This window comes from Immundisolibacter sp., from assembly GCF_050250495.1.
Taxonomy (GTDB): domain Bacteria; phylum Pseudomonadota; class Gammaproteobacteria; order Immundisolibacterales; family Immundisolibacteraceae; genus Immundisolibacter.
In genome coordinates this window covers 44,754-63,429 of sequence record NZ_JBFWOM010000014.1, presented here as the reverse complement: position 1 = coordinate 63,429, position 18,676 = coordinate 44,754, and the positions used below count along the sequence as shown (strand labels likewise).

The following is an 18,676-nucleotide window of genomic DNA, read 5'->3' as shown; positions in this document are numbered from 1 at the left end:
TTCACCGGCTTTGTTGTGGTCGCGCTCAACGGTGTGGCTACAGGTTGGCGCCATGCTGGCTAACCCTTCGCTGCACCTGACGTGCGCCAGCCTGCGGCTGTCGCCCGCAGGTGAGCTCAACCGTTAGACGGCAGAGAGCGGCACCGCGTGCTTGGGGAAAGCCTTTAGAAGCTTCGCGTCCATCGTCACGAGCTTCACGCCGAGAGTCATTGCCAGCGCAACGAACTCGCAGTCGTACGCGGAACAATCGCTGTCGCGCACGAGTTCCAGCACCTGGCGAGAGTCCACTTCATGTTCAGCGCCGGCCAGCAGGCTTTCTGCCTCCAGTTGCAGGTCGCGCGCCGCCTCAAAGGTGAGCGTCTTGCGTCGCATGTAGCCCGCCAGAATGTTGCGAAACTCGCTGCGCCAGAGCAGCGGCGCAGTCCAGTCAGCATCATTCTCGAGCAAGGCCTCCGCCTTCTCCGTGTAGTCGCCCGGCAGGTACAGGTACGCAACAACGTTGCTGTCCACAACAATCATTGCCTGCCCTCGCGCTTGTAGGCGTCAATGTCCTTCGCTCGAAACTTTCCCTTCGGCAGTGCCGCACGAAGCGCACGAGCTTTGGCCAATCGCTCGCTGACCGTTACGCGCCCTGGAATCAACACCGATTCCAAGCACACGATCGCCTCGCTGTTCAGGCTTCGTCGGTGGCGCTCAGCGGAGGCCTTGAGCCGTTGGTACACCTCGTCAGGAATGTTCTTCAAGGTCAGGGTCGTAGGCATTGCGGCACCTCGTAAGTGGTTGCATTATGGTTGCATAATGGTGCCAATTCAAACTGCCGGCTAACCCTTCGCTGGAGTGGACTGCCACCGGGAAGGCGCTTGGCCCCTCTGCTCAAACGTTAGGCAGCAGCGGGAAATATCGACGTTACGCCATAACCGCACGCAGCCATGGGCCGCGAAGACACGGCTTCGAGCCCCGCTCGCTACCCAGTGGTTCTGAAACCGCGGGTTCGACTCGGTACAGCGATCCGCATCGAGCGCGAGTGCTGCGTCGGAGGGATAGCTGCCCGCATACAGGAAATGGCACCCGGCCAGCTACCCGAACTATGACCTCGCCGCCCGGCAGGTAGACGGCCAGTGGCGCATTACCCGCCGGGGCAGCTCCGCGTACTGAGCCCGCGCCAGGGAACCGCAGGCCCCCTCACCGCACCTGCGCGCTGCCTTGGCGGCGCGGGTCGCTCGCGGCCTGCATCCGAGTCGGCGGCGTTACCATGACACGAGCCAGCCGGGATCGATCTTGCCACCGACGATCTTCCGGGTGTCCGGACAGCTGCGGCGCCCGCGGTTGCACCGGCAGGACAATTTATCCTTGCAATTCTGGATTTTCATTCCACAATTGCAAGGATGATCGCCCGCAGGCTCGCCACCGAACTGCACTCCGCTCTGGCCGAATCCCCGGCCGTGGCGCTGCTTGGTCCGCGTCAGGTCGGCAAGACCACGCTGGCGCTGGAGGTGGCGCAGACGCGACCGGCGGTGTATCTCGACCTGGAATCCGAGGCGGACCGGGCGAAGCTCGCCGAACCCGAGCTGTATCTCGCCGAGCGCGCGGACAAGCTGGTGATCCTCGACGAAATTCAGCGCACGCCCCAGTTGTTCCAGAGTCTGCGCGGGCTGATCGACGCCGGCCGGCGTCAGGGTCTGGGCAAGGGCCGTTTTCTCGTCTTGGGTTCGGCGTCGATGGATCTGCTCCGGCAGTCGAGCGAGTCCCTCGCCGGGCGCATCCGCTATCTGGAGCTCGCCCCGCTCGACGCCGCCGAGGTCGGCCACAAGCAACTGGACGCGCTGTGGCTGCGCGGCGGGTTTCCGCAGAGCCTGCTGGCCGCGTCCGATGCGGCAAGCCTGCGCTGGCGCGTGGATTTCATCCGCACCTATCTCGAACGCGACATTCCGCAGCTCGGCCCGCGTATCCCGGCGGAGACCCTGCGGCGCCTGTGGACCATGCTGGCCCACCAGCAGGGGGGCCTGCTCAATGCCGCCGCCCTTGCGCGCGCCCTGGCCGTGGACGGCAAGACCGTCGCGTCCTACCTCGATTTGCTGGTGGACCTGCTGCTGGTGCGGCGGCTGCCGCCGTGGCACGGCAACGTGCGCAAGCGGCTGGTCAAGGCGCCGAAGGTGTACGTGCGCGACAGCGGCCTGGTGCACGCCCTGCTCGGCATCACCGATCGCGAAGCGCTGCTGGCGCACCCGGTGGCCGGCGGAAGCTGGGAGGGCACGGCGATCGAATCGCTGATCGCCGCCGCGCCGCGGGGCACCGAAGCGTATTTCTTCCGCACGTCGGCCGGCGCCGAGATCGATCTGCTGCTGCAACTGCCCGGCCGGGCCGCGCCGTGGGCCGTCGAGTTCAAGCGCTCAATCGCCCCGAAAATCGAGCGCGGCTTCCACGCCGCCTGCGAAACCGTGGCGCCGGAGCGCCGCTGGGTGGTGTACGGCGGGACGGAGCGCTTTTCCATCGCCGCCGGGGTGGAAGCCATCGCGCTCGATGATCTGTGTGCGGAACTTGCCGCGCCGTGAGCCCGCACAGTCCCGCGCGGCGCGACGGCCCACGCGGCCGATTGATTCCCGCAAGGCGGATCGCGATCTGCCCTGCGACTTGGGTATCGCGAGCGCCGTCAGCGCACCTGCGCGCTGCCCTTACGGCGCGGGTCGCTGGCCGCTTTCATCTCGCCGTTCGCCGGCTGCCAGGCGATGGCCTGCATGTTGCCGTAGCGGCGGTCGACGGGTTTCAGCGTGTGACCCAGGCGTTCCAGGCCGGCGCGGTCGGTGTCGTTTAACCCCTCGGGCTCGTACTCGATCACGTCCGGCCAGAACTGGTGGTGATAGCGGCCGGTGCTGACCCAGGCGGCGGGGTCGTCGTTGCCGGCGGCGAATTCGAGCGCGCCCAGCAGCACCATGCTGATGATGCGGCTGCCGCCCGGCGTGCCGAGCACGGCCATGGTGTCTCCGCGGCGCAGGATGGTCGGCGTCATGCTGGACAGCGGGCGCTTGCCGGGCGCGATGGCGTTGGCGTGGGCGCCAATCAGACCGTAGGTGTTGGGGCTGCCCTCCTTGGCCGAGAAATCGTCCATCTCGTCGTTCAGCAGGATGCCGGTGCCGGGCGGCACGAAGCCCGAGCCGAACGGGATGTTCACGCTGAGCGTGGCCGACACCACGTTGCCGTGTGTATCCACCACCGAGAAATGCGTGGTGTCCGTTCCCTCCGGGCCGGCCGGCGCACCCGGCAGGCTGGCGCTCGGCGTGGCGCGGTCGGGGCGGATGCCGGCGCGCAGGCCGGCGGCGTAGTTCTTGTCGATCAACTGCGCGATCGGCATGGCGACGAAGTCCGGGTCGCCCAGGTACTCGGCCCGATCCCGATACGCCCGGCGCATGGCCTCGACGATGAGGTGCTTGCCGGTGACGCTGTCGCGCAGGTCGAGCGCGAAGCCTTCCAGGATGTTGAGCGCCGCCAGCAGCGCCACGCCGCCCGATGACGGCGGCGGCGCGGTCAGCACGTCCATGTCCCGATACCGGCCGCGCAGCGGCGCACGCTCGACGACCTTGTAGTGCTTCAGATCGTCGGCCGTCCAGGCGCCGCCGGCGGCGTTGACGCCGTCAACGATCAGCCGCGCGGTTTCGCCCTCGTAAAAACCCGCCTTGCCGGCGCGCGCCAGGCGCTGCAAGACGGCGGCGAGATCCTTCTGCACGAGGCGGAAGCCGGCCTTGGGCGCCTCGCCATTGTCGAGAAAAATCGCCGCCGCGGCCGGCGAGGCGGCCAGCGCCGCCTTGCGCATGCCGGCCATCAGCAAGTGAAACGCGTCCGGCTCGAAGCCCTCGCTCGCCAGGCGAATGGCGGGCGCGAGGGTGCGCTTCAGATCGAGCCTGCCGCAGCGCTTGACCACGTGCGCCAGCGCCGCCGGCTCGCCCGGAATGCCGGCGGCGAGCGGGCCGTCCAGCGAACGGCGGCGGTCGTGCTCGCCGTCCGCGCCGAGGTACATGTCACGCGTGGCGCTGGCCGGCGCCGTCTCGCGCGCGTCGACGAACAGCGCCTGCCCGCCGCGGCGCTCGATGAGATAGAACGCCCCGCCACCGATCCCGGAGCTGACCGGCTCCACCACCGCCAGCGCGGCGCTGACCGCCACGGCGGCATCGCACGCATTGCCGCCGGCCGCCAGCACCTCGAAGCCGGCCTCCGTGGCGAGCGGATGGGCGCTCGCGATGGCGCCCAGGCGCGGCTTGGCGCTGGCCGGCAGCGCAACCAGCAGGCAGACGAGGACGAGGGTCAGTTTGCGCATGGCGGCTTGGGTCACGTGGCGTACTCCTTTACATGCCCGTAAAGCAGGCGCCGCCGTCGACGGAGATCATCTGCCCGGACACGAAGTCCGACAGCGCCGAGCACAGGTACACGGCCGTGCCGACCAGGTCGTCCGCGTACTGCTCACGGCCCAGCGAGCAGATGGCGCGCATGGCGTCCGTGATGCCCTCGGCGTGGTTCTCGCGCATGATGTCCTTGCTCGCCTGGCTCTGGATGAAGCCCGGCACCAGCGTGTTGACGCGGATGCCGGCCGGCCCGAGTTCGCGCGCCAGGCACCGCGTCATGGTGGCCACGGCGCCCTTGCTGACCACGTAGTGCAGCAGGTGCGGGTTGCCGAGCTGGATGGTGTTCGACGAGATGTTCACCACCTTGCCGTAGCCCTGCTTGCGCATGGCCGGCGCCACCGCCTTGCAGGCGTGCCAGGTGCCGGTCACGTTGATGTTCAGCATGCGCTGCCAGGCGTCCTCGGTGATCTCGTCGAACGGCAGCATGCGCGCGCCCTCGGTGTGGGCGCTCGGGCCGAACATGGCGGCGTTGTTGATGATGCCGTCGATGCGGCCGTAGGCCTTGAGTGTGGCCTCCGCCATCGCCGTGCAGCTGCCCATGTCGGTGACGTCGAGCGGCACACCGGTGCCGCGCCCGCCGAGCAGGCCGACCGTGTCGCTGCAATCGAGAATGTCCGCCGCCACCACGGTGGCGCCGGCGTCGGCGAGTCCCTTGGCGTAGGCCTGGCCGATGCCGCGGGCAGCGCCGGTGACGATGATGACGCGGCCGTCCAGCAGTGCGCTCATGGTTTCTCCTCCTCGGGATTCGGCGCAGAAAACGCCGGCCGAAGTCTAACCGCCGCGCCGGACGCATTGGCGCCACCGGACCCCCGGCGGTACGCTTGCCGGCCGATCTCGTCATTCCCCCGCGGAGCCCCTGCATGAGCCTGCTGCCGGTCAGCCTCGACGACAAATACGCGCAGCCCCACGGACGGGTGCTGGTGTCCGCCACGCAGGCACTCACTCGCCTGCTGATGGAGCAGCGCGTGCGCGACCAGGCAGCCGGCCTCAACACCGCCGGCTACGTGTCCGGCTACCGCGGCTCGCCGCTCGGCACGCTCGACAAGGCGCTGTGGGACGCGGGCCAGCACCTGAAGACCCACCACGTGGTGTTCCGGCCGGGCGTGAACGAGGACCTCGCCGCCACCGCCATCTGGGGCACCCAGCAGCTCGACGTGTTCGAGGGCGCGCGCTACGACGGCGTGTACGCGATGTGGTACGGCAAGGGGCCAGGCGTGGAGCGCAGCGGCGACGCCCTGCACCACGCCAACCTCGCCGGCACCGCGCCGCACGGCGGCGTGCTGATGGCGGTCGGCGACGATCCGGTGTGCCATTCCTCCACCGTGCCTCAACAGAGCGAGTTCGCGCTGATGGCGGCCGGCATTCCGGTGCTGGCCGCCGGCACCGTGCAGGAGGTCTACGACTACGGGCTCGCCGGCCTCGCGCTGTCGCGCTTCGCCGGCGTGTGGGTGGCGCTGAAGCTGGTCACGGACATCGCGGAATCGACCGCCGTGATCGACATCGACTCGCCCGGCAGCCGGGTGGTGATCCCGGCCGATTTCGTGATGCCGCCGGACGGCGTGCACCTGCGCATCCCGGACTGGCCGACCTTCCAGGAAGAACGCCTGATGCGCTACCGCCTGCCGGCGCTGCTGGCGGCGGTACGGGCAAGCGGGCTCGATCGGGTCACGCTGGCGAGCCCGCGGCCGCGGCTAGGCATCGTCGCCTTCGGCAAGGCGCACGAGGATCTGCGCCAGGCGCTGCTGGATCTGGGTCTCGACGACCGCCAGGCGGCGGAGCTTGGCATCACTATCTACAAGCCGGCGCTGATCTGGCCGCTGGAACCCGAGAGCCTGCGCGCGTTTGCCGAGGGCCTCGAAGAACTGCTGGTGGTCGAGGAAGGCCGCCCGATGCTGGAAGGCCAGATCAAGGACCAGTTGTTCGCGCTGCCGGACGCACGCCGCCCGCGCGTGCAGGGCAAGCGCGACCTTGAAGGCCGCGTGCTGTTCCCGGAACACGGCGAGCTCACGCCGCGCGCCATCGCCCGCGTGCTCGGCGCGCGTGTCGCGCAGCTCGCGCCGCAGGCCGGCATGGACAGTCGGCTTGCCCTGCTCGAAGGCCAGCGCGAGCGCTCGCGCGGCTATCAGGCCAAGTTCCAGCGCACGCCGTATTTCTGCTCCGGCTGCCCGCACAACACCGGCACACGCATTCCGGACGGCTCCGTGGCGCTGGCCGGCATCGGTTGCCACTTCCTCGCCCAGCGCATGGAGCGCAACACCAAGACCTGGACCCACATGGGCGCCGAGGGCGTGAGCTGGGTCGGCATGTCGCCGTTCACGGACTTGAAGCACGTGTTCGTGAACCTGGGCGACGGCACCTACTACCACTCGGGCCTGCTGGCCATCCGCCAGGCGGTCGCGGCCGGCGTGAACGTCACCTACAAGATTCTTTACAACGACGCCGTGGCCATGACCGGCGGCCAGCCGGTGGACGGCCCGATCAGCGTCGTGCAGATCACCCACCAGCTTCACGGCGAGGGCGTGCAGCGCATCGCCGTGGTGTCGGATGGGCCCGAGAAGTTCCACCGCCGCGAGTTTGCGGAAGGCACCACGCTGGACCACCGCGACCAGCTCGACGCCGTGCAGCGCGAGCTGCGCGAGATCCCCGGCGTGTCGGTGCTGATCTACGAGCAGACCTGCGGCACCGAAAAGCGCCGCCGGCGCAAGCGCGGCAAGCTCGCCGAGCCCGACAAGCGCGTGTTCATCAACGACCGCGTGTGCGAAGGCTGCGGCGACTGTTCGGTCAAATCGAACTGCCTGTCCGTGCTGCCGCTGGAGACCGAGTTCGGCCGCAAGCGCGCCATCGACCAGTCCGCCTGCAACAAGGACTACTCCTGCGTGAAGGGCTTCTGCCCGAGCTTCGTCACCGTGCACGGCGGCAGCCTCGCCCGTCGGCGCGGCAGCGCGGTGCCGGAGACGCTGTTCGCGAGCCTGCCGGAGCCAGCCGTGGCGCGCCGTGAGGGCGCCTTCGGCATGCTGATCGCCGGCATCGGCGGCATGGGCGTGGTCACGGTGAGCCAGTTGCTCGCCACCGCCGCGCACATGGAAGGCCGTCACGCGCTGACGCTGGACGACACGGGCCTGTCGCAGAAATTCGGCTCCGTGTTCAGCAACGTGCAGATCGCCGAGCGGGCCGACGCCCTGCACGCGGCGCGCGTCGGCGACGGCAACGCCGACCTGCTGCTCGGCCCGGATTTGGTCACCTGCGCCAGCGAAAAGGTGATGGCCAAGGTGCGCGCCGGCCACACCGCGGCCGTCGTCAACACCTACGAACAGATGACCGGCGACTTCACCCGCCGGCCGGATCTGGAACTGCCGGGCGGTGATCTGAAGCACGCCGTGAGCGACTTCTGCGGCGACGGCAACGCGCACTTCGTGGATGCGACGCGCCTGTCGCGCCAGCTGATCGGGGACGCCATCGGCGCCAACATGTTCCTGCTCGGCTACGCCTGCCAGCGCGGCCTGCTGCCGATGTCGCACGCCGCCATCGAGCGCGCCATTGCGCTCAACGGCGTGTCCGTGGACGGCAACACCAGCATCTTCCGCTGGGGCCGCGTGTATGCCGAGCAGCCGCGGCAGGTGGAGGACATCGCCGCCGCCGGCCATCAGGTGGGCCGCGGCGAGCAGTTCTCGCACGATCTGCCGAGTCTCGTCGCCCGCCGCGTTGACGATCTCACCGCCTACCAGAACGCCGCTTACGCCGCCCGCTACCGCTCGCTGGTGGAGCGCGTGGAGCAGGCCGAGAAAGCGCGCGCGCGCGGCATGACGGGTCTCGCCGACGCCGTGGCGCGCAACTTCTACAAGCTCATGGCCTACAAGGACGAGTACGAGGTGGCGCGCCTGTACACGGACGGCGAATTCCTGGCCAAGCTGCGCGAGACCTTTGCCGGCGACACGCGGCTGCGCTTGAACCTCGCCCCGCCGCTGCTGGCGCGGCGCGATCCCGCGACCGGAGAGCTGCAAAAGCGCGAGTACGGGGAGTGGATGCTGACCGCGATGCGGGGTCTCGCCAGGCTCAAATTCCTGCGCGGCAGCCTGCTCGACCCGTTCGGCCACACCGCCGAGCGGCGCATGGAGCGGCGTCTCATCGACGACTACGAGCGCACGATCGACACGCTGCTCGCCAGCCTCGACCACGATAACCACGCGCTGGCGGTCGAGATGGCCGGCCTGCCGCAGCAGATGCGCGGCTTCGGCCACATCAAGGAAGCCAACGTGGCCAAGACGAAGGCCCTCGAAGCGCAGCTCATGGATCGCTTCCGCACGCCGCGTCAGGAGCGCAGCGCAGCCTGACGCGGATTGCCCGAACGTCCGTTATGACGTAGATTCCGGCGCCTGCCGCGCATGAGCCCACCGGCCGCGCGGCGCCCCGTTACGGAGGAGAAAATGGCAACCAGTGCCACCGGCCACGGCCGGTTAGTCATGGGGATGGCGGCGGCGGTGCTCTCGATGCCCGCCGCCGTCCTTGCCAAATCGGGTCAAGTGGTGGACGCGGCCGGTAAGCCTGTCGCGCACGCCATGGTCACGCTGGCACCAGCCGAGATGACCCTCGGCGCCTCCACGTTCACCGTATTCACCGACGCCGACGGCCGCTACACGCTGCCGGCCAAGGCGACCGGCGCGCAGCTGGCCGTGCGCAAGATCGGCTACACGCCAGTGACCGTCGATGCCGCACAGGCCACCAAGGTCACGCTCGCCGCCGCGCAGAACGTGGCCGATGCGGTGCCGCCGTCCGCCTGGCTGCCGCGCACCGGTGCGGATGATCTTGGTCGCGCCAACACCATCCTGCAGTGCAGCAGCTGCCACCAGTTCCCGTCGGAGAAGGTGCGCAATTACTCGAAGATGCTGGATGGCAAGTCCGAGGCGGAAAAGCAGGCCGCCTGGAAGGCCATGATCAATTACATGCGCGTGAAATTCGTGCAGATCGGCCCGGACCAGAGCCTGTACGACCCGGCGAAGATGGACTTCAAGAACATCCTCGACCCGACGCTGGGCTCATTCGACGCGCACGACGAGGAGCAGATTTCGAGCTTCCTCGCCAAACATCTGCCGACGCGCTTCGACGAGCTGAAGTCCTTCGACTACGGCGCGCCGCTCGGCGTGACCGAGAAGACCGTCATGCGGGAAATCCAGCTGCCGCAGGATTCCTTCGTGCGCGAGATCGGCCTCACGCCCGAGTCGCCGTACCTGTGGGGCGCCGATCTTCAGCACAACCGCCTGCTGCGCGTGGACCCCGACACCGGCGAGCAGAAGCCCTACCCCATCCCGTACGCCGGCCCCACGGGTCCGCACACCATCGTCGACACGCCGGACGGCAAGTTCTGGGTGACCATGCTGGAGCAGGGCGTGGTCGGGCGCTTCGACCCGAAAACCGAGCAGTGGCAGCTGTTCGACAAGTTCGGCAAGTACGAGATGGCGCACGACATCGCGCCCGATTACCGCTTCCAGGCCGCGCCAGACCCGAAGGGCCGCTACTGGTTCACGCTGATCGGCACCAACCGCATGGCGAGCCTCGACCCGGCCACGGGCGAGATCACCACCGTGGATACGCCCAAGGACGAGGGCGAGTCGGCCATGCACAGCTCGCTGTACGGCGCGGTGATCACGCGCGACGGCAAGCGGGTGTGGTTCTCGCAGCTGTCGGGCGGCATCGGCGCCGTGAACACCGAGACCGGCAAGCTCGACGTGTACCTGCCGATGCCACAGGGCGCCGGGCCGCGTCGCATGGCCATCGACGATGAGGACGTGCTCTACGTGCCCATGTTCGGCACCGGCGAGCTGCTGGTCTACGACAGCAAGACCGACAAGGAACTCGCCCGCGTGATGATGCCCGACCCGAGCAACGCGTCGTACAGCGCGGTGTGGGACCCGTGGCGAAAAGTGGTGTGGCTCGGCACCAGCAACGCCGACGTGATCTACAAATTCAAGCCGGCCGATCGCAGCTTCGAGGTGTTCCCGCTGCCGAGCGACATGGGCTACCTGCGCATGATCACGTTCGACCGCCGCAACGGGAACCTCTGGACGGCCTACTCCAACATCCCCACCGGCGCCGGACCCAGCCGGTTCGTGATGGTGGATCCGGGTGACGGCCTTACCGTCGGCGCCGCCGCTCCGTAAGCGGGCCGCTGCGGCCCTCACTCGCCCGCGCCGGGCGCATGGGGACTGTCGTGACGACAGCCCCCAGCCGCGTCCCGGCCCACACGCAAAGACCCGCATGAAACGCCGCCTGCTGCCGATCGCCCTGTTTGCCGCCGTCGCGCTCGGCGGCCCGCAACCCACCCTCGCCAACACGCTGCCCGGAAAATCGTCCGCGGTCGGCATCGTCCCGCACGCCGCGCTCAGGACGGAACTGGTCGAATACCGTGACGGGGACCAGCTGCTGGAAGGCTACTTCGCCTGGGATGAGGCGAAATCCGGCCGCCGCCCGGGCGTGCTGGTCGTGCACGAGTGGACCGGCATCAACGACCACACGCGCGCGGTGACCGAGCGGCTGGCCAAGCTCGGCTACGCCGCCTTGGCGGTGGACGTGTACGGCAAGGGCGTGCGCCCGGCGCCACCCAAGGCGGCCGGCGCAGAAGCCGGCAAGTACAAGCAGGACCGCGCCCTGTTCCGCCAGCGCCTGCTGGCCGGCCAACGCGCGCTGCTGGAGCAGCGGCAGGTGGACCCCGAGCGCACGGCGGCGATCGGCTACTGCTTCGGCGGCACCGGGGTGCTGGAACTCGCCCGCGCCGGCGCGGACGTGGACGGCGTGGTCAGCTTTCACGGTGGTCTCGACAGCCCGACCCCGGCCGATGGCGCGAACATCAAGGCGAAGGTGCTGATCCTGCACGGCGCCGAGGATCCGTACGTGCCGCAAAAGGACATCGACGCGTTCTTGACCGAGCTCCGGTCGGCCAGGGTCGACTGGCAGATGATCAGCTACAGCGGCGCCGTGCACGCCTTCACCAACCCGGCCTCCGGCAACGACCCCGCCACCGGCGCCGCCTACGACGCCGCGGCCGATCGCCGCTCGTGGCTCGCCATGCAGCAGTTTCTGGCCGAGATATTTCAGTAGAACTGGGTTTTCCAGGGAGAGAAGACAACATGAAAGCAAGAACCCGCATCGCCGGGCTGGCGGCAACGCTGGCGGCCGGCGCCGCACAGGCCGGCGGCCTGTCGTACACCGCCCCGGGCGGCCAGAGCGTGATGCTCACCGGCTACGTGCGCGAGCACATCGCGGTCAACCTGGAGGACCACCCGGAGGCCCAGGCCGACGGGGTGCGCCGCATGGACGGCCAGGGCGAGATCTCCATGCTGCGCAGCACGCTGCGCCTGGAGGGCCGCGCGGACCTCAAATGGGCGCAGTTCGGCGCGGTGTATCGGCTCGACCGCGAGCACGAAACCGGCTACCTGGATGACCTGAACGACGCACTCGGTCCAGGCCACAACTGGATGGACGACATCGAAGGCGACCAGATGCGCGAGTGGTATGTCGCCTTCGACGTCGGCAACCGCGTGCGCGCCACGCTCGGCAAGCAGCAGGTGGTGTGGGGCGAGACAGACTTCTTCCGCGCCATGGACATCATCCACGGCTACGACCTGCGCTGGCGCTCGTTCCTCGAAACCGAGAACGAGGAACTGCGCAAGGGGTTGATCCTCGCCAACGTCGAGATCGAGATCCCGGAACTGAACGGCACCCTGCAACTGATCTATCGGCCTGGCTGGGACAAGGCCAAGGAACTCGGCAACTCCATCGACATCCGCGGCGGGCGCTGGGCGGGCCAACCGACCAAGGGCATCGACTTCATCCCGCTGCTGCCCTACAACGACGACCACGACCGCGCCGACACCGACGAGCCGAACTACGGCTTTCGGTGGTCGAGCGAGGCCTGGGGCTGGGGCTACACGCTCAACTACTGGCGCGGCTTGAACGTGGACCCGGTCGCCAATTCGTGGTTCGTGCCGAACTATGGAGAGGCGCCTGCCTTCCCGCTGGGCGACCTGATTTTCCCCAAGGTGGAAACCTACGGCGTCACCGCCAGCAACTATGTCGAGGCGATCGACTCGGTGGTCCGCCTGGAGATGGCCTTCACGCCGGACAAGCCCTACAACGTCGGGACTGACTTCGCTTTATTCCCTGGCTTCTTCGTGCCCGGTCTCGGCGGCATCGTCGAGAAGAACACCCTGGTATCGATGATCGGCATCGACAAGCAGCTCAAGGGCTTGAGCGACGTGCTCGGCACCAATCAGTTCCCGCTGCTGTCGGTGCAGGTGTTCGACACCTGGCTCACCAACTTCAAGCAAAGCGACGACATCGTGGAGGTGCTGGGCTACGGCGCGCCGCGGCGCGAGCACACCACGTATCTGACCGCCCTGTTCGCGCTCGAGTACAAGAACAGCACCGTCAAGCCGAGCCTGGCGGGCGTGGTCGATACCGGCAACGGCGACTTCGTGCTGATTCCCGCGCTCGATCTCGTGTTCGGCAACCACTGGCGCATCCATACCGACATGGACTTGTTTTTCACCCACCATCAGAAAAACGTGAAGCGATTCAGCCCCGGCGGCTTCCTCGCGCCTGAAGACGCCGGCAGCGTGTCGGCCGAGGACAACACCCACCTGCTCGGCACGTTTGCCAACAACAGCCAGTTCAACCTGCGCGTGACGTATCAGTTCTGAGCACGCCCATAACAACCCGCCGAATCGAAGGAGACCAGGAAATGAGAGCTTTGGACAAAGGGCGGCGGCTGCTGGCCGGCCTGACCGCCATGGCGCTGGCGATGCCATGCGCCCTGCGTGCAGCCGACCTGCCCGAAGGCACCGAAATCAACGCCGGCAACTGGGAGCAGATGCGCGGGGCGACCTACGAGGGCAAGTCCATCGAGAGTATGGTGCCGGAGTCGATCCAGAAAGCCGTGCGCGAGTACGGCCTCAAGATCACGCTGCGCCACTCGGAACCCGCCACGCTGGCCAACCACATCACGGAAGCCACCGCCAAGTACGCGCCGCAGGTGCAGTACGACCCGGCCACACGCATGGTCAACGGCTGGGTGGCGGGCATCCCCTTCCCGGACGGCAACACCATCACTAGCGCCCCGCCGGCACAGGGCGGCGACATGGTGCTGTACAACGTCGCCCTGTTCGGCGCCATCGTGGCCGACAACACCAACTGCTACGGCCCCTACGCCACGCTGCAGATCGACCCCCGCAAGGGTGTCGAGCGCACGCAGGGCGGTTTCGCCATGTATTTCCGAACCAAGGGCCGCACCACCGGCGGGCCGGTTCAGGTCGGTGACGATCCCAACCTGCGCAAGGTGCAGGTCATCGTGTTCGACAGCCCGTACGACATTGCCGGTCTGGGCATCTACCGGCGCATCTACGACGACGGGCGCGTGGACGACATCTTCGCCTACGTGAAAAGCGTGCGCCGCATCCGCCGCCTGTCGGGCGGTTCCTGGATGGACACGCTGGCCGGCACGGACATCCTGAACGACGACACTTACTCGTTCGAGGGCCACCCCACCTGGTACCCGCGCAACGAGCTCAAGGGCAAGCGCTGGATCCTGTGGCCGATGCATAGCCCGCCGATCGGCAAGCACGACCTCGACCAGGTGGTCGACTACAAGAACGCGCCCTATTGGAACCCTGTCAACAAGTGGTGGGAGCCGCGCGAGGTGTACGAGGTCGAGGTATCCACCCCGAACGGCCACCCGTACGGCAAGAAAGTCATCTACGTCGACACGCAAGTGCCGGCGGCCTTGTTCACGGAGGCCTACACGCGTTCGGGCGAGCTGTGGCGGATCATCTACTCCATGCTGGGTCCGGAGCCGGCGAAGGCCGGCGAGGGCGGTCCGGCGGCCTATCAGCTCTACAACTTCGGCGCCTGGGATTTCCGCAAGAACCACGGCAATTACATGGATTGCGGCCGCTGGGACACCAACGCCCCGCTGCGCTACGAGGACGTCAGCACGCGCCTGTTGTCCGAATCGGCATCCGGCAAACGGATGGGGCAGACGCCCGAGTTTGGCAAGGGGCCGTAACCGCGGCGGCTGAATCAGCGCCCCGCTCGACGAACGCCGGCACAAGCCGGCGTTCGTTTTTCTGAAGGACCGAGCCGTGCCCCCCCACAATCAACCGATGATCAACATCGATCCCAGCGCGTTTTCCACCCTGCCGGGAACTTTCCACGCCCGCCAGGCGCCGACGCCACTGCCAGCGCCGTACCTTGTGGCCTACAACGTCGAGCTGGCGGCGCAGTTCGATCTGCCTAACGAGCCGGCCGAGCCGCTGATCGAGCTACTCGGCGGCAATCGCCCGCCAGCCGGCGCGCAGCCGCTGGCGGCGGTCTATGCCGGCCACCAGTTCGGCGTGTACGTACCGCAGCTTGGCGACGGCCGCGCGCTGTTGCTCGGGGACGTTACCGATCGCCACGGCCAACGCCACGAGCTGCAACTCAAGGGCGCCGGGCGCACGCCGTTCTCGCGCGGCGCCGACGGGCGCGCGGTGCTGCGCTCGACCATCCGCGAGTACCTGGCGAGCGAGGCCATGCACGGCCTCGGCATCCCGACCACGCGGGCGCTCGCCATCGTCGGCAGCGATCAGCCGGTGTATCGCGAGCAGATCGAAACGGCCGCCGTGCTGACGCGGCTCGCGCCAAGTCACGTGCGGTTCGGATCGTTCGAGTACTTCCACTACCGCGGCATGACCGATCACGTTCGGCGGCTGGCCGACTTCGTCATCAACGCGCATTTCCCGACCGCTGCTACCGGCGATGAGCGCTACGCGGAGTTCCTGCGCGAGGTCGTGGAGCGCACCGCCCGGCTGATCGCCGCCTGGCAGGCGCAGGGCTTCGTGCACGGCGTGATGAACACCGACAACATGTCGATCCTCGGGCTGACGCTCGACTACGGGCCGTACGGGTTCCTCGACCACTTCGAGGCCGGGCGCGTGTTCAACCACACCGACCACCGCGGCCGTTACGCCTACGCCAACCAGGCCGGCATCGCTTTCTGGAACCTGCAGGCGCTGGCCGAGGCGCTGTCGACGCTGATCGACGGCGACGCGCGCGAGGCGGCGCTCCAGCGTTTCGAGCCCGTGTTCGTGAAGGCCTACGGCGAGCTGATGTGCCGCAAGCTTGGGCTTGAGCGCGCCGACGCGGCCGACGCGGACCTGATCGACCGCCTGCTGCACGCGCTGCACGACGGGCGCGTGGACTACCCCGCGTTCATGCGGCGTCTGGGCGCGTTCAGGCCGCACGATCCGGCCACGCGCGAGCCGCTGCTGGCGCTGTCGCGCGCGCCCGAAGCACTGCGCGACTGGCTCGACACCTACGCAGCGCGTCTGGCCACCGAACCGGTGCCGGACGCCGAGCGCCACGCCCGCATGGATGCGGCGAATCCTCTGTATGTGCTGCGTACGCACCTGGCCGAGCGGGCGATTCGTCTGGCGAGCGACGCGCGCGATTACGGCGAAATCGAGCGCCTGCGCCGGTTGCTGGCGCGGCCGTTCACGCCGCAGCCGGGGGCGGAGTTCTACGCCGAGCCGCCGCCGGACGGCGCGGGCGACTTCGCCCTGTCCTGTTCATCGTGACGCTGCGGGCAGCGCGAGCCACCCGCAGCCTGCGCAGACTCAGTGCCAGTTGATGCCGGCGTCCGGCGGCACCACTTTCAGCGCCTTCATCAGCGGCATGAAGTTGACCTCGTCCCATTCCTCGGCGTTCAGGCCGTCCTTGATGCGCATGATGTGGATGAAGCTGACCTCGATGATCTGATTGGTCGGCGCCGCGCCGTTGAATTCGCCGACGTGCTGGAAGCTCAGGCGCCCGCGGCTGACCACCTTGTCGCCCTCGGCGATCTGGTCCTCGAACACGCGCTTGACGATCGGCAGCGACTTCTGGATGTGCTTGTTCACTTCCATGTGTGTCTTCACGTTCAGCGGCTCGCGCGCCATCGGCAGGTGGAACAGGTGCTCCGGGTGCAGCAGCGCCTCCATCTCGTCGAATTTCTTGGCGTCCATGGTGGCGAAGAACTTGCGCACGAACTGCTTGTTCTTTTCGAGCTGGTCCGCGTCGGACATGGCGTTTCTCCTGTCGTTTGGGCTTGTTGACCACCGGCCGCGCCGGCTCGCCCGATCATAGCGCGGCCGTCCGCGCGGACGCGGCAAGGCGCATTATTGGGCGCAGCCGACTGCCGCCACCGCGCGACCGCCGGCCGACAACACGACAAGACAGAGGGGAAGCGATGGCACAGCAGACGGTCGGCGTGATCGGCCTGGGCAGTCTTGGCGGCGCCATGGCGCGCCGACTGGCGAGCCTCGGCTGGACCGTGCACGGTTATGACGTGGACACCGAGCGTCTCGCTGCCACTGCGGCAGCAAGCGTCGTCGCCGCATCGTCACCGGCAGCACTGGCAGCGGCTTGCGATGTGGTGCTGCTGTCGCTGCCGGATTCGGACGCCGTGCATCGCGCGTGTCTGGGCGATGACGGTGTGCTGCACGGCGCCCGCGCCGGGCTGCTGGTCGTCGACACCACCAGCGGCTACCCGCCGCAGACGCGCGACATCGCCGCCCAGCTCCACGCGCGCGGCATCCGCATGATCGACGCCGCCATCACCGCGCCGGCCGGTGGTGCCAGTGCGGCGGGCGAGGGACGGCTCACCTTCATCGTCGGCGGCGCCGAGGCCGACGTCGCCGCTGCACAGCCGCTGCTGCGCGCGCTCGGCGAGCACATCTTCCCGGTCGGGCCGCTTGGCGCCGGGCAGATCGTGAAGCTGGTCAACAACACCTGCGCCGCCATCGCCGCCATCGCCACGCTGGAAGGTCTGCTGGTGGCGCAGAAGCACGGCCTTGATCTGTGGCAAAACCTCGCCGTGATGCGCGTCGGCACCGGCCACACGGCGTTCGCCCGCCACCCCGCCATGCTGCAGGCGCGCGGCCGGGCGGGCGCGCACATCGGCCTCATGACCAAGGACCTCGCCTACATGTCGCGCCTGGCGCGCGACACGCGGGTGCCGATGGCGGTTGGCGACGCGGCCGGGCATGTGTTCCAGATGGCCGAGCGGGAAGTCGGCGCCGATGCCGGCATCATGCAGATTGCCGACGTCATGGAGCGCTGGGCCGACGCGCGCCTCACCCTGCAGCCGGTGGACGAGGCTGACGCCCGGCGCAGCGACCTTGGCGCGAGCGACTGCGTGGTCGGCCTGATCGGCCTTGGCAACATCGGCGCCGCGGTGGCGGACATCCTGCTCGCGGACGGCCTCACCGTGTGGGGCTACGACGTGGACGCCGCGGCGCTTTCCGCCGCCGCGACCAAGGGCCTGCGGGCGGCGGGTTCGCCGCGTGAGGTGGCCGCGCACGCGCAGATTCTGATCCTCGCCCTGCCGCAGTCGAAGGTGGTGGGCGAGGTGCTGTTCGGCAAGGATGGTGTCGCCGAGGCCGACCGGCCGGGCCTGCTGGTAGTCGACACCACGAGCGGCTACCCCGACGACACGCGCGGCTTCGGCGCCCGGCTCGCGGCGCGCGGCATGCGCCTGATCGACGCCGCCATCACCGGCGAGCGCGGCGGCTCCTACGCCATCCCGGAACGCAACCTCACCTTCATCGTCGGCGGCGCGGCGGCGGACGTGACCGAGGCGCGCCGCGCGCTCGACCACTTCAGCAGCCACCTGTTTCACCTGGGGCCGCTCGGCGCGGGCCAGGTCGCCAAGATGGTCAACAACATGGTGTGCTCGGTGGTCGGCGTCGGCCTCATCGAGGGCCTGCTGGTCGCCGCCAAGCTCGGCGTGGATTACCAGAAAGCCGCCGAGGCCCTCGACCACGGCACCGGCGCGAGCTTCTGGACCCATAACCGGGCGCTGCTGAGCCCGGAGCCGATGAAGGGCGGCTTCTACGTCGGGCTCATGACCAAGGACCTGCGCCAGATGGCGCGCTTCGCGCACGACAGCGGCGTGCCGAACCCGCTCGGCGACCTCACCTATCACCTGTATCAGCTGTTCTGCCGAGATCTTGGCTACTTCGGCGGCATCGCGCAGAAGATCGAAGTCCTGCAGCGCTGGGCCGGCATCACGCTCGACGGGCGCTCGCTGGAGCTGGAACCGCTAGAGTAGCGCCACACCGTTGTCGGCGGGGTGGGGCGACACGTCCGCCGGTGGCCGGCGAGTCCAGACAACCCGGGCAGGTGGCGCGATTGGTGACGACGCCGCAACAACCGGCGACATGTGCGTGTCGGGATTCGCGGTCCTGGACCGGGGGCGGCCGACGGTTGCCGCCCGT

At 68.5% G+C, this 18,676-nt stretch carries 13 protein-coding genes; 8 read left to right on the top strand and 5 right to left on the bottom strand.

Annotated elements, in window-relative coordinates; genetic code table 11:
* Nucleotides 1-123: 123 nt before the first annotated feature.
* Nucleotides 124-519, bottom strand: coding sequence for a type II toxin-antitoxin system VapC family toxin (locus AB7F93_RS10335; protein WP_428302826.1), 396 nt, complete (start codon nt 517-519; stop codon nt 124-126).
* A complete protein-coding gene (locus AB7F93_RS10330) occupies nt 516-761 on the bottom strand; it encodes a FitA-like ribbon-helix-helix domain-containing protein (protein ID WP_428302825.1) in 246 nt (81 codons plus the stop codon). Before AB7F93_RS10330 ends, AB7F93_RS10335 begins: the two co-directional genes overlap by 4 nt.
* Before the next feature lie 624 nt (nt 762-1,385).
* Between AB7F93_RS10330 and AB7F93_RS10325 the strand changes: the two genes are divergently transcribed.
* Nucleotides 1,386-2,552, top strand: coding sequence for an ATP-binding protein (locus AB7F93_RS10325; protein WP_428302824.1), 1,167 nt, complete (start codon nt 1,386-1,388; stop codon nt 2,550-2,552).
* A gap of 98 nt (nt 2,553-2,650) precedes the next feature.
* Here AB7F93_RS10325 and ggt read toward each other — a convergent pair whose 3' ends face one another.
* Nucleotides 2,651-4,309, bottom strand: coding sequence for a gamma-glutamyltransferase (ggt, locus tag AB7F93_RS10320; RefSeq protein WP_428302829.1), 1,659 nt, complete (start codon nt 4,307-4,309; stop codon nt 2,651-2,653).
* Nucleotides 4,310-4,337: 28 nt separating this feature from the next.
* Nucleotides 4,338-5,120: an SDR family NAD(P)-dependent oxidoreductase gene (locus tag AB7F93_RS10315; RefSeq protein ID WP_428302823.1), complete on the bottom strand. Its 783-nt coding sequence runs from the start codon at nt 5,118-5,120 to the stop codon at nt 4,338-4,340.
* Between the two features lie 134 nt (nt 5,121-5,254).
* Between AB7F93_RS10315 and AB7F93_RS10310 the strand changes: the two genes are divergently transcribed.
* The 6 genes from AB7F93_RS10310 to AB7F93_RS10285 all read left to right on the top strand — a co-directional run bounded on the left by AB7F93_RS10310 (nt 5,255) and on the right by AB7F93_RS10285 (nt 15,997).
* On the top strand, nt 5,255-8,725 hold the full coding sequence (locus AB7F93_RS10310; RefSeq protein WP_428302822.1) for an indolepyruvate ferredoxin oxidoreductase family protein: 3,471 nt from the start codon (nt 5,255-5,257) through the stop codon (nt 8,723-8,725).
* 93 nt (nt 8,726-8,818) lie between these two features.
* Nucleotides 8,819-10,549: a carboxypeptidase regulatory-like domain-containing protein gene (locus AB7F93_RS10305; protein ID WP_428302821.1), complete on the top strand. Its 1,731-nt coding sequence runs from the start codon at nt 8,819-8,821 to the stop codon at nt 10,547-10,549.
* Between the two features lie 97 nt (nt 10,550-10,646).
* Nucleotides 10,647-11,486 (top strand): dienelactone hydrolase family protein, encoded by an 840-nt coding sequence (locus AB7F93_RS10300; RefSeq protein ID WP_428302820.1) that lies wholly within the window; start codon nt 10,647-10,649, stop codon nt 11,484-11,486.
* Nucleotides 11,487-11,515: 29 nt separating this feature from the next.
* Complete coding sequence (locus tag AB7F93_RS10295) at nt 11,516-13,087, top strand: DUF1302 family protein (RefSeq protein ID WP_428302819.1); 1,572 nt, start codon at nt 11,516-11,518, stop codon at nt 13,085-13,087.
* A 41-nt stretch (nt 13,088-13,128) separates the two neighbouring features.
* Nucleotides 13,129-14,448, top strand: coding sequence for a DUF1329 domain-containing protein (locus tag AB7F93_RS10290; protein ID WP_428302818.1), 1,320 nt, complete (start codon nt 13,129-13,131; stop codon nt 14,446-14,448).
* A gap of 97 nt (nt 14,449-14,545) precedes the next feature.
* Entirely contained in the window at nt 14,546-15,997 is a 1,452-nt protein-coding gene (locus tag AB7F93_RS10285) for a protein adenylyltransferase SelO (RefSeq protein ID WP_428302817.1), read from the top strand.
* A 39-nt stretch (nt 15,998-16,036) separates the two neighbouring features.
* Here the strand turns inward: AB7F93_RS10285 and AB7F93_RS10280 are convergent, their stop codons facing one another.
* Entirely contained in the window at nt 16,037-16,483 is a 447-nt protein-coding gene (locus AB7F93_RS10280; protein ID WP_428302816.1) for an ester cyclase, read from the bottom strand.
* 17 nt (nt 16,484-16,500) lie between these two features.
* On the opposite strand from AB7F93_RS10280, the gene AB7F93_RS10275 reads away from it, so the two are divergent.
* On the top strand, nt 16,501-18,510 hold the full coding sequence (locus AB7F93_RS10275) for an NAD(P)-dependent oxidoreductase (protein ID WP_428302815.1): 2,010 nt from the start codon (nt 16,501-16,503) through the stop codon (nt 18,508-18,510).
* The last annotated feature ends 166 nt before the right edge of the window (nt 18,511-18,676 follow it).

Bases quoted from the DNA above. Each gene is read 5' to 3' on its own strand.
- AB7F93_RS10330 (WP_428302825.1), bottom strand. From the start codon at position 761: ATGCCTACGACCCTGACCTTGAAGAACATTCCTGACGAGGTGTACCAA.
- AB7F93_RS10290 (WP_428302818.1), top strand. From the start codon at position 13,129: ATGAGAGCTTTGGACAAAGGGCGGCGGCTGCTGGCCGGCCTGACCGCC.
- ggt (WP_428302829.1), bottom strand. From the start codon at position 4,309: ATGCGCAAACTGACCCTCGTCCTCGTCTGCCTGCTGGTTGCGCTGCCG.
- AB7F93_RS10335 (WP_428302826.1), bottom strand. From the start codon at position 519: ATGATTGTTGTGGACAGCAACGTTGTTGCGTACCTGTACCTGCCGGGC.
- AB7F93_RS10285 (WP_428302817.1), top strand. From the start codon at position 14,546: ATGATCAACATCGATCCCAGCGCGTTTTCCACCCTGCCGGGAACTTTC.
- AB7F93_RS10300 (WP_428302820.1), top strand. From the start codon at position 10,647: ATGAAACGCCGCCTGCTGCCGATCGCCCTGTTTGCCGCCGTCGCGCTC.
- AB7F93_RS10325 (WP_428302824.1), top strand. From the start codon at position 1,386: ATGATCGCCCGCAGGCTCGCCACCGAACTGCACTCCGCTCTGGCCGAA.
- AB7F93_RS10305 (WP_428302821.1), top strand. From the start codon at position 8,819: ATGGCAACCAGTGCCACCGGCCACGGCCGGTTAGTCATGGGGATGGCG.
- AB7F93_RS10310 (WP_428302822.1), top strand. From the start codon at position 5,255: ATGAGCCTGCTGCCGGTCAGCCTCGACGACAAATACGCGCAGCCCCAC.
- AB7F93_RS10280 (WP_428302816.1), bottom strand. From the start codon at position 16,483: ATGTCCGACGCGGACCAGCTCGAAAAGAACAAGCAGTTCGTGCGCAAG.
- AB7F93_RS10315 (WP_428302823.1), bottom strand. From the start codon at position 5,120: ATGAGCGCACTGCTGGACGGCCGCGTCATCATCGTCACCGGCGCTGCC.
- AB7F93_RS10295 (WP_428302819.1), top strand. From the start codon at position 11,516: ATGAAAGCAAGAACCCGCATCGCCGGGCTGGCGGCAACGCTGGCGGCC.